At 58.3% G+C, this 780-nt stretch carries 2 protein-coding genes; one reads left to right on the top strand and one right to left on the bottom strand.

The window, feature by feature from the left end:
- A partial coding sequence (locus tag A5622_RS28530) for a class I SAM-dependent methyltransferase (RefSeq protein WP_197508058.1) occupies positions 1 to 113 on the top strand: 113 nt, incomplete at its 5' end.
- Between the two features lie 60 nt (positions 114 to 173).
- Here A5622_RS28530 and A5622_RS20560 read toward each other — a convergent pair.
- Positions 174 to 780 (bottom strand): class I SAM-dependent methyltransferase (locus A5622_RS20560; RefSeq protein ID WP_066880900.1); only part of this gene is annotated, 607 nt, incomplete at its 5' end.

Genomic DNA, 780 nt, shown 5'->3' with positions numbered 1-780 from the left:
GTACATTGCAGTCCGAAGAGGTCTACGACAAGTACATGCACTACCTGACCGGCTGCGAGAACTTCTTCCGCAAGGGTGTCACCAATGTGGGGCAATTCACGTTGGTCAAGTAGGGCGGGACAAGTCGGCCCCGAACGGTGAACCGTTCGGGGCCGATTGCTTTACTGGGCCGGTTACTTCTCCAGCGTGAACTGATTGACGTCGGTGTAGCCCGCACGGAACAACTTCGCGCAGCCGGTCAGGTACTTCATGTACCGGTCGTAGACCTCTTCGGACTGCAGGGCGACCGCCTTGTCCTTGTTGGCCTCCAGGTTGGCCGCCCAGATGTTGAGGGTCCGCGCGTAATGCTGCTGCAGCAGCTGCACCCGCTCGATCGTGAAGCCCGCCGCCTCGCCGAATTTGAAAATGTCTTCCTGCGCCGGGAGTTGTCCACCCGGGAAAATTTCCTGGCCGATGAATCGAGCGAATCGGATATCGCTCATCGTGATGGAAACACCGCGCTCGTGCTGCTGTTTTTGCGTGTAGGTCAAGATGGTGTGCAACAGCATTCGGCCGTCGTCGGGAAGGATCTCGTAGGCGCGCTCGAAAAATGCGGGATAGCGCTCCATCTTGAAAGCTTCGAAGGCGCCAATCGTGACGATCCGGTCGACCTTGTCCTCGAACTCTTCCCAGCCCTGCAACCGCACCTCGATGTTGCGGCTGGTCGGCAATCCGGCCAGCTTGTTCTTGCTGTACTCAAACTGATTGCGGCTCAGCGTGATCCCGATGACGTTGACGTCG

It is taken from the genome of Mycobacterium sp. 1245801.1 (genome assembly GCF_001673055.1).
Classification (GTDB): Bacteria; Actinomycetota; Actinomycetes; order Mycobacteriales; family Mycobacteriaceae; genus Mycobacterium; species Mycobacterium europaeum_A.
This window is presented reverse-complemented; position numbering and strand designations above follow the sequence as displayed.